Consider the following 9,943-nt stretch of genomic DNA (forward strand, 5'->3'; position numbering starts at 1 on the left):
CTTCAAGACAGCGCGAACGAATTGCTGGTGGTATTTCATTAGGTGTTCTTGTCGTCGCACCAATTAATCGAAAATCAGCAGGTAATCCATTTTTAAAAATGTCATGTATATGAGTAGGAATCTGTGTATTTTCTTCATTGTAATAAGCACTTTCCAAAAATACTTTTCTATCTTCCAAAACCTTTAATAATTTATTCATTTGGATTGGGTGTAGCTCCCCAATTTCATCAATAAATAGTACTCCACCATGTGCATGTGAGACAGCACCTTGTTTCGGTTGTGGTATTCCTGCCTGCCCCATTGCACCTGCACCTTGATAAATTGGATCATGGACTGAGCCAATTAAAGGATCAGCAATACCCCTTTCATCAAATCTTGCTGTCGTCGCATCCAATTCAACAAAAACAGCATTTTCTTTAAAAGGTGAGCGAACATTTCTTTTTGCCTCTTCTAATACTAGTCTTGCCGCTGCAGTCTTTCCAACTCCTGGTGGTCCATAAATTATGACATGCTGAGGATTCGAGCCACAAAGTGCTGCACGTAAAGATTTAATCCCATCCTCTTGTCCAACGATATCTTGAAAGCTTTTTGGTCTAACCTTTTCAGCTAAAGGCTCCGTTAATCGAATCGACCTCATTTTCCGTAATTGTTCCATCTCTTTTTTAGATTCTCGGTCAATTGAAACTTTTTGTGTTCTTTGGCTTTTTAATAAATTCCAAAAATACATTCCAATAATAATTCCAAAAAACAATTGAATAAACAATGCAATACTCGTCCAACTCATTGTAGTCCCTCCTGCTAGATGTCCTGCTTACCGCTACATTTACATTCTTTATGTACGAATCATTCGTCTCGAAATAAAGGTGACAAAAGGCAAGCAAATGCTTGCCATATGCTAGGCAAATATGTAAGTTATCTTCACTCTTTAAGTTAGCGGTTATTTATAGCTAGTATCTCCGAGGTTTCACAGGAATAAACATTATTTCTATACAAAAGAAAATGTTATAGAAGGAGAAAAATCATTGTATTCAACTATTTTCTATTAAAAACAAATGTAAAAGTAGTTGGTGATTTATTACATTACACACCTACTTAGGGAAGCGTGTCATGCGGGACCAGCAGGCACTCAGGCCGAAGAAAAATCTTAGATCGCCTGCGTGTTTCAATCAACAATAGCCTTTAACTTAATCACACAAAAAAAGGAAAGCTAGATTAATCCAGCTTTCCTTTTTCCACTTTTATGCAGAAGTTTTTTTATCTTCCTGAATAACAGTACCATCTTTTAAAACAAGTTTAGGTGGAGTATTTCCAGTTACTGTTTCTGCTGTAATGATCGTTTTGACGATATCATCTCTTGATGGTAAGTCAAACATCATATCAAGCATAATTCCTTCAATAATGGATCGAAGACCACGGGCACCTGTTTTTCGTTCAATTGCTTTTTTCGCAATTTCAAGAAGAGCACCCTCTTCAAATTCTAGCTCAACACCATCTAAATCAAGCATTTTCTGATACTGTTTAACTAACGCATTTTTTGGTTTTGTTAATATTTCGACTAACGCATCTTCATCAAGAGGCTCTAAGCTTGCAATTACAGGTAAGCGTCCGATAAATTCAGGTATTAAACCGAATTTTAATAAATCCTCTGGTAAAACCTGTGAAAGAAGTGCCTTTTTATCTAAATCTGCGTTTTTATTTTCAGACCCAAAGCCAATTACCTTTTTCCCGAGTCTACGCTTAATGATTTGTTCGATTCCGTCAAAAGCTCCACCACAAATAAAGAGAATATTTGTTGTATCAATTTGAATAAATTCCTGATGTGGATGTTTTCTTCCACCTTGTGGCGGTACACTTGCGACTGTACCTTCCAAAATTTTAAGTAACGCTTGTTGAACACCTTCACCAGAAACATCTCTTGTAATCGATGGATTCTCAGATTTTCGTGCAACCTTATCAATTTCATCGATATAAATAATCCCTTTTTCTGCCTTTTCTACATCATAATCTGCAGCCTGGATTAATTTTAATAAAATATTCTCGACATCTTCTCCAACATAGCCTGCTTCTGTTAATGACGTAGCATCAGCAATTGCAAAAGGTACATTTAAAATACGCGCTAATGTCTGAGCAAGCAAAGTTTTACCACTACCAGTCGGTCCAATCATTGCTATATTGCTTTTTGAAAGCTCAACATCATCGATTTTACTATTTGAATTAATTCGTTTGTAATGATTGTACACAGCAACAGCTAATGATTTCTTAGCTTGCTCTTGACCAATTACATACTCATCCAAAATTTCATCAATTTCCTTTGGTTTTGGAACATCTTTAAATTCAACTTCTTCTTCTGTACCTAACTCTTCTTCTACGATTTCAGTGCAAAGCTCGATACATTCATCACATATATAAACGCCAGGTCCAGCTACAAGCTTTCGTACCTGATCTTGAGTTTTACCACAAAATGAACATTTTAACTGTCCTTTTTCGTCGTTAAATTTAAACATTGTTTCACCCCTTGTATCTTTATCTCATTTAAAGTCAATTCTACCCAACCGATTAAACATCTATCTAAAAAAAGGTCGGAATTATTTCTTCATTTTTATGTAAAGAAATAAAAGTTATAACAGGTATGTATTTTGCATTTTACCATAAGTAAGTAGGAAACAGGAAATAATCCAACTCATAAATCAAAAACATTTACATTTAAATCCTATATCCTTATTTTTACAATAGATTGCTCTATTTCAGTTTAACACTAGTGTATGTATGAATAGGCTTTCTTATATCATTCCCAAAGGAATATAATTAAAACATTAGAAAAACGGAAGCGCCTTCGTAAACATTTGGCAAAAATGACACTTAACGTATAGTTAGTATGCTTTTTCTTCAATTCTTATGTAGTTTTAACTAAAGAGGTACTAGATGCTGAAGATGGACATTCAATTCAAGTTATAATAACTTCTCGCAAACTTTTATAAACTTATGCTGAAGTTTTTGAGTAGGTACTTTGGCTCTAATTTCCAACTTATCATAGATGTTTGTACAAAACAAGGCACGATCCCATCGCGCCTTGTTTCTATACTATTATTATGCAACAACTTTGCTATTTTCTACAAGAAAATCGATTGCTTTACGTACTTTTAAATCTTCTTTTAGACCTTCAGCTGATCCACCAAGAGCTTGTTTAATGTTTTCAATTGGCATATTGTACATTTCAGCCATTTTCGTTAATTCAGCTTCTACATCTTCTTCAGATACTTCGATATTTTCAGCTTTAACAATTGCTTCAAGCGTTAAATTGTATTTCACACGTTTTTCAGCATCATCTTTCATTTGTGCTTTCAATGCCTCTTCATCTTGACCTGAGAATTGGAAGTATAAATCAAGATTCATACCTTGCATTTGTAAACGTTGCTCAAATTCTTGCATCATGCGTGAAATTTCATTATCGATAAGCGCTTGTGGAATATCTACTTCAACACCCTCAGCAGCTTTTTCAACTAATGTATCACGGAGGTGATTTTCAGCTTCTGTTTTCTTCGCTTCTTCAAGACGAGTTCTTGTTTGAGCTTTTAATTCTTCTAGAGTTTCAACATCTTCGCTAACATCTTTCGCGAATTCGTCATCTAATTCTGGAAGAACTTTTGTTTTAATTTCATGAACTTTCACTTTAAATACAGCTGGCTTACCTGCAAGGTTTTCAGCATGGTAATCCTCTGGGAAAGTAACTTCTACATCCTTTTCAGCACCTGCAGCTAATCCTACAAGTTGTTCTTCAAATCCTGGGATGAATGAGCCTGAACCAATTTCAAGAGAGTAATTATCAGCCGCTCCACCTTCAAAAGCTTCACCATCAACATAGCCATCGAAATCAATTACTGCTGTATCACCGTTTTCAATTGTACCTTCTTCTTTAACTGCAAGCTCAGCATGGCGTTCTTGAAGTTGCTTTAATTCATTTTCAACATCTTCATCAGTTACAGTGTCGTCTAGTTTTTCAACTTCTAGACCTTTATATTCACCTAATTTCACTTCAGGCTTTACTGTAACCTTTGCAGTGAAGATTAAGCTTTTCCCTTTTTCGATTTGCTCTACATCGATTTCAGGACGGTCAACTGGCTCAATACCAGCCTCATCAATTGCATCTGGATATGCTTTAGGTAAAATAATATCTAATGCATCTTGATATAATGATTCAACACCGAAGCGTTGTTCAAACATTCCACGTGGAATTTTCCCTTTACGGAAACCAGGGATAGATACTTGTTTAACTACTTTTTTGAATGCCTCATCTAATGCATTAGAGAAGTCCTCTGCAGAAACTTCAACCGTAAGAACGCCTTCGTTCCCTTCTAACTTTTCCCATTTTACTGACATATGTGTTCCCTCCAAAAATCTATAATGATTTGTGCGAATAAGTGATAGGTAAATTATGGTAACTTGTCCATATTAATCATTCACCTAATTTGTATACCTGTTTTTTTTATGTACGGTAAAAATAACCGAATACTAACCATGCTAAAGGATTTCGCATAAATTAACAAATAGTAGAATTCATTCCAATCTATCTGTTTCATTTATCGGGTCCCTATTGTCAAGTAAATGCTTGACGTTTTGGAACAGGATAAAAAAGAAGGTCTATTTTTGTCCATAAGAAAAAGACCTACTATACGATGATCACTATTTTGCAACCATCTTATTATAACATAGAATAGTTTGCTTTCAACATATAGCATTATATTTGCAGATAAGAAATTTCTTCTATTTCGTATATTTTTTTACATGCATCCTCTATTAAAGTACTAGGGCAATCGTAAATTGAGAGTATTTCCTCTTCTTCAATCGTTATCCCATGTAGTTCATAGCCTACAACATGTAAGGCTGCTGCCCATATTTTTGCCTCTGTCGGCTTTGGTAATAAAGGATAAAGAACATATAAATGTCTAATCCAAAGCTCCTTAACTGCCTCGAATAATGTTGGATTTTCATTACCTAAAGTATCATCTAAAAGGGATAATACTTTTTTCGTAAACATTTGTTCGTTTATATCCTCAAGCTTAGCTGGAATGACTTGAATGGTTTCACCAAATTTTGTAACAGATACTTCCTTTTCAACTTCATTTTCAAACATTAAATGTAAAATCATCGTTTTTACTATCGGATGTGTTGCGTCATTTTCTAATAATGACACAAGAGTTCGGAAATGTTTGCTAATATTACGGTCTCTAAGTGACTGAATAAAGGTTATTTGGTTATTTGGATTTTCTAAACTATTGAACGTATTAATCTCTTCATGTTCACTTTCTTCTACTATATTACCTTCATCCTCTGTCATCTTCCTACTAAATTCAAGTAGTTTATAAAAATGCTCTGCACTTTCTGCTGGTAAATGATTTTCTTCTAAAACAGCTTCAATGGTTGATTGAACTTCTTGATATTCACGAAGCTGAATAAGTATCGTTAAATAAATTTGCAAAACAGTAAAATAATGGCCAATGTCCTCTAGCAACATTTTTTTACAAATGTTTTTTGCTTCTATTAATTCACCAAGCTCCATGTAACATATTGCCATTCCTAGCAAAACTTCTGATTCTTCTTCATTAATGTCCTTAGCTTCTGAAAACATAGCAAGTGCATCATGAAACTTTTTTTCTTTTAAAAAATCCATTCCCTTTTCAAGATATCGTTCTTTTAAATTCGGAAACGGTATCACTTTATTTTTACTATTATTTTTTTGTTCCATATGGTCAACTCCAGGAAGCTTTCTTTTTCCTACAAGTTTACCAATCCCCAATTATGAACACAAGTTGTCTTTTAAACAAGAATTTGTTTTACGTTTAGTAAGGTTGAAAATTCATTGCAATAGAGATAAAAAAAGAGCTGAACATTATAAAAATGTCGCTCTTCTTTCTTCTTCAAATTTGTCAATGTCATTTTGATAATTCAATGTTAAATCAATCTCATCTTTGCCATATAATAGCATATCCTTCCAATATGGATCGACAGAAAATGATACTGAAAACTGTTCGTTATCTGTTAGAAGTTGATTTTCTAAATCTACTTTTAATTGATAATCTTCAGCATTTGCTTTTTCTCTAATAACATCTAACACAGATTGCTCCAATGTAATTGGTAACATCCCGTTTTTTAGGCAATTTTGATGAAAAATATCTGCAAATGATGGTGCTAAAATCACCTGAAAACCATAATCTGATAAAGCCCACGGTGCATGTTCACGAGAAGAACCACAACCAAAGTTTTCACCCGCTAGTAAAATTGTTGCGCCCCTACTTTTTTCTTGATTTAACTCAAACTCAGGGTTATCAGTACCATCAGGAAGATATCGCCAATCGAAAAAAGCAAATCGGCCATAGCCTGTCTTTTCAATTCGTTTTAGAAATTGTTTAGGAATAATTTGATCTGTATCAACGTTCGCACGATTTAATACAGCCACTTTTCCGTTAAGGGTAGTAAAAGGTTTCATATTGCCCTCCTAATTCACGTAATTTATTTCTTTTATATTTGTTAGGACGCGACCTACACTACATGTATAAAAACGTAGAAACGCATCCTTACTTTAGTCGCAATACATGTACTCTTGTTGTATTGTCCTATATAATAGTAATTCCTCAAAACTACCATACTTGAAAAATTCAGTCTTTACGAAAGCACCTAAAACAGAATTAAACCGTTGTAGTACGTTTATGAAGCTGGCGAACATCAACAAACTTACCATGTAGAGCTGCAGCTGCTGCCATAGCAGGGCTTACAAGATGCGTTCTAGCTCCTTTTCCCTGTCTTCCTTCAAAGTTTCTATTTGAAGTTGAAGCACAACGTTCTCCTTCAGGTACGACATCACTATTCATACTAAGGCACATGCTACAGCCAGATTCTCTCCACTCAAAGCCGGCTTCTTTAAAGATCATGTCAATTCCTTCTGCTTCCGCCACCTTTTTAACTTTTTGAGACCCTGGTACAACAATCGCACGTACTGTTGGAGCTACCTTTTTCCCGTTCAATCCTTTGATAACTTCAGCAGCCTGCCTTAAATCCGTAATACGTGAATTTGTACAAGAACCGATGAAAACATGGTCAATTGCAATATCTTCAATGTTAGTATTAGGTTTAAGTCCCATATAGTCAAAAGCACGCTTTGCTTCCTCAATTTCATCCTCTGTTTGGAATTGATTTAAATCTGGAGTTTTCTCATCAACACCAACAGCCATACCTGGATTCGTCCCCCAAGTAACCATCGGTGCAATGTCCTCACCTTGTAATGTAATGACTTTATCGTATTCGGCACCTTCATCTGTTTTTAACGTTTTCCAGTATGCTACTGCTTTTTCGAATTCTTCACCCTTTGGTGCATATTTACGTCCTTTAATATATGCAAATGTTGTTTCATCTGGGGCAATAAGTCCTGCTCTAGCTCCCGCCTCAATGGACATATTACAAATCGTCATACGCTCATCCATCGATAAATTTTCGATTACTTCACCTGTATATTCAATTATATACCCCGTGCCAAATCGTACGCCGTATTTTCCAATCACAGCTAAAATTACATCTTTGGCTGTTACACCCTCTTGTAGTTTACCTGGAATATGAATATTTAATGTTTTTGGACGCTGTCTCCAAATAGTTTGTGTCGCTAAAACATGTTCTACCTCACTAGTTCCAATACCAAAGGCAATTGCTCCGAAAGCACCATGAGTTGATGTATGGCTATCACCACAAACGATGGTTTTTCCAGGCAAAGTTAAGCCTAGTTCAGGTCCAATAACATGAACAATTCCTTGGTCCTCACTCTCAAGGTCAGCTAAACGAATTCCAAATTCCTTACAGTTTCTTTCTAGGGCACTGATTTGAAGTTTTGCAACTTCATCGTTAATAACGAAACGATTAACTGTAGGGACGTTATGGTCCATCGTTGCAAATGTTCGGTCTGGTCTTCTTACTTTACGGTTTTTTTCTCGTAAACCTTCAAAAGCCTGAGGAGATGTTACTTCATGAATAAGATGTAAATCGATATATAATAAATCTGGTTTCCCCGGTTCTTGGCGAACTACATGTTCATCATATATCTTTTCAATTATCGTTCTTGGCTTCATCTTCTTAAACTCCCTTCTTTTAGATGGAAAAATAAGGGGCTGACATCATTTTTCGTCAGTCCCCTTTGAAGACAAGTTATTAACTTTAGATAGCTAAGAAGTTCTAATTAAACCCTTCTTCTCTCTATATCAAATAACTTGGCTTTTAAAAGGACAATCTCCGTTTCTTTGACAATGTCCTTACTTTATGAATAAGTGTTCATAATCTTAATAATTTCACGATCATCCGCAAGAGCACTAATAATTTCCTCACCGATTCGCTTTGTAGAAACTGCTTTACCAGCCTCTGTTAAATCAGCAGTACGAAGACCAGAATTAAGAACATTATCTACAGCTTTTTCAATTGCCTTTGCTTCTTCTTCTAAACCGAATGATTGTCTAAGCATCATAGCAGCAGACAAAACAGTAGCTATTGGATTCGCTATATTTTTCCCAGCAATATCAGGAGCTGAACCGTGAACTGGTTCATATAAATGCAAGCCATCTGAAGAAAGGCTAGCAGAAGATAACATTCCTAAGGATCCCGTAATCATTGATGCTTCATCGCTTAAAATATCCCCAAACATATTCTCTGTCACAATAACATCAAATTGTTTAGGGGAGCGGATTAATTGCATTGCAGCATTATCAACTAGCATATGTTCTAATTCAACATCTGGATAGCGCTTAGACACTTCCTCAGCAACTTCACGCCAAACTCGACTAGATTCCAATACATTTGCTTTATCCACAGAAGTAACATGCTTGCGACGGTTTTGAGCCATCTCGAATGCGGAAACAAGAATTCGCTCTATTTCACTTCGTTTATAAAGCAGTGTATCGACTACCGCTTCTTGACCTTCATGAACAATTCGCTCACTCGGTTTACCGAAGTATAAACCACCGGTTAATTCACGGACAATGATAAAATCTACGCCGTTCACATATTCCTTTTTTAAAGGAGAAGAATCTAATAAACTATCAAAGGTTTTAATTGGACGAAGGTTCGCAAATAAATCCAATGCTTTTCGTAGAGCTAATAAGCCTCGTTCTGGTCTTAACTCAACTGGATTATTGTCCCATTTCGGCCCACCAACAGCACCTAATATAATTGCGTCTGAGTTTCTACAAATCTCAAGAGTTTCCTCTGGTAATGGATTTCCTTTTTGGTCAATAGCATCTCCACCAATAAGACCATAATTAAAGTTAAATTGATGTTGAAAATGTTCCGCTACAGCTTTTAACACCTCAACCGTTACATCAACTACTTCCTTACCAATTCCATCTCCTGGTAATAATGCGATTGTCTTTTTCAAATTCTATCCCCCTCGAATTACAACTTCCGTAAGAAAAGCGATGCTCCTCGCTTTCTGGGCAACAAATTACAAAAATATTATTTCAAGATAACTTAAAATAAAGATAACAGCTTAGGTTAACTTGCTACCTAAGCCGTATAAATAGCTTTCTATTATATGAACTAATATAATTACTTTTGAGCTACTGCTTCTTTTTGTTTTTGCTTAGATTTTACAAAAGGCATCATTGCACGTAACTTTTGACCAACTACTTCAATTTGATGCTCTTTTTCACTGTTATTAATTGCATTAAATTGAGGACGATTTGCTTGGTTTTCAAGGATCCATTCCTTAGCAAATTTACCAGTTTGAATATCTTTTAGTACTTCTTTCATCGCTTCTTTAGAACGCCCGTCAACAACGCGTGGTCCTGATACGAAATCACCCCATTGTGCAGTATCAGAAATTGAATATCTCATGCCAGCCATACCATCTTCATACATTAAGTCAACAATTAATTTTAATTCATGTAAACATTCAAAATACGCAACTTCTGGT

The 9,943-nt window shown here is 35.4% G+C and carries 7 protein-coding genes and 1 pseudogene; all 8 read right to left on the reverse strand.

Features of this window, described 5'->3' with window-relative positions:
- Positions 1–784 (reverse strand): ATP-binding protein (locus HU235_RS13515; RefSeq protein WP_174880537.1); only part of this gene is annotated, 784 nt, incomplete at its 3' end.
- A 454-nt stretch (positions 785–1,238) separates the two neighbouring features.
- Positions 1,239–2,504, reverse strand: a complete 1,266-nt coding sequence (clpX, locus tag HU235_RS13520; protein ID WP_095300589.1) for an ATP-dependent protease ATP-binding subunit ClpX — start codon at positions 2,502–2,504, stop codon at positions 1,239–1,241.
- Positions 2,505–3,087: 583 nt separating this feature from the next.
- Positions 3,088–4,377, reverse strand: coding sequence for a trigger factor (gene tig, locus HU235_RS13525; protein ID WP_145582182.1), 1,290 nt, complete (start codon positions 4,375–4,377; stop codon positions 3,088–3,090).
- 358 nt (positions 4,378–4,735) lie between these two features.
- Positions 4,736–5,743 (reverse strand): tetratricopeptide repeat protein, encoded by a 1,008-nt coding sequence (locus tag HU235_RS13530; RefSeq protein ID WP_233452226.1) that lies wholly within the window; start codon positions 5,741–5,743, stop codon positions 4,736–4,738.
- A 144-nt stretch (positions 5,744–5,887) separates the two neighbouring features.
- Positions 5,888–6,484 (reverse strand): 3-isopropylmalate dehydratase small subunit, encoded by a 597-nt coding sequence (gene leuD / locus HU235_RS13535; protein ID WP_174880538.1) that lies wholly within the window; start codon positions 6,482–6,484, stop codon positions 5,888–5,890.
- Between the two features lie 199 nt (positions 6,485–6,683).
- A complete protein-coding gene (leuC, locus tag HU235_RS13540) occupies positions 6,684–8,111 on the reverse strand; it encodes a 3-isopropylmalate dehydratase large subunit (protein WP_145582184.1) in 1,428 nt (475 codons plus the stop codon).
- A gap of 185 nt (positions 8,112–8,296) precedes the next feature.
- Positions 8,297–9,406: a 3-isopropylmalate dehydrogenase gene (leuB, locus tag HU235_RS13545; RefSeq protein WP_145582185.1), complete on the reverse strand. Its 1,110-nt coding sequence runs from the start codon at positions 9,404–9,406 to the stop codon at positions 8,297–8,299.
- Positions 9,407–9,576: 170 nt separating this feature from the next.
- Positions 9,577–9,943: pseudogene (locus HU235_RS13550) on the reverse strand (ketol-acid reductoisomerase); the annotation flags it as partial.

This window comes from Metabacillus niabensis (genome assembly GCF_902829255.1).
In the GTDB taxonomy this organism is placed as follows: domain Bacteria; phylum Bacillota; class Bacilli; order Bacillales; family Bacillaceae; genus Metabacillus; species Metabacillus niabensis.

What these genes read in the sequence shown, in the direction of transcription:
- clpX (WP_095300589.1), bottom strand. Translation starts at nt 2,504, where the DNA reads ATGTTTAAATTTAACGACGAAAAAGGACAGTTAAAATGTTCATTTTGT.
- tig (WP_145582182.1), bottom strand. Translation starts at nt 4,377, where the DNA reads ATGTCAGTAAAATGGGAAAAGTTAGAAGGGAACGAAGGCGTTCTTACG.
- HU235_RS13530 (WP_233452226.1), bottom strand. Translation starts at nt 5,743, where the DNA reads ATGGAACAAAAAAATAATAGTAAAAATAAAGTGATACCGTTTCCGAAT.
- leuD (WP_174880538.1), bottom strand. Translation starts at nt 6,484, where the DNA reads ATGAAACCTTTTACTACCCTTAACGGAAAAGTGGCTGTATTAAATCGT.
- leuC (WP_145582184.1), bottom strand. Translation starts at nt 8,111, where the DNA reads ATGAAGCCAAGAACGATAATTGAAAAGATATATGATGAACATGTAGTT.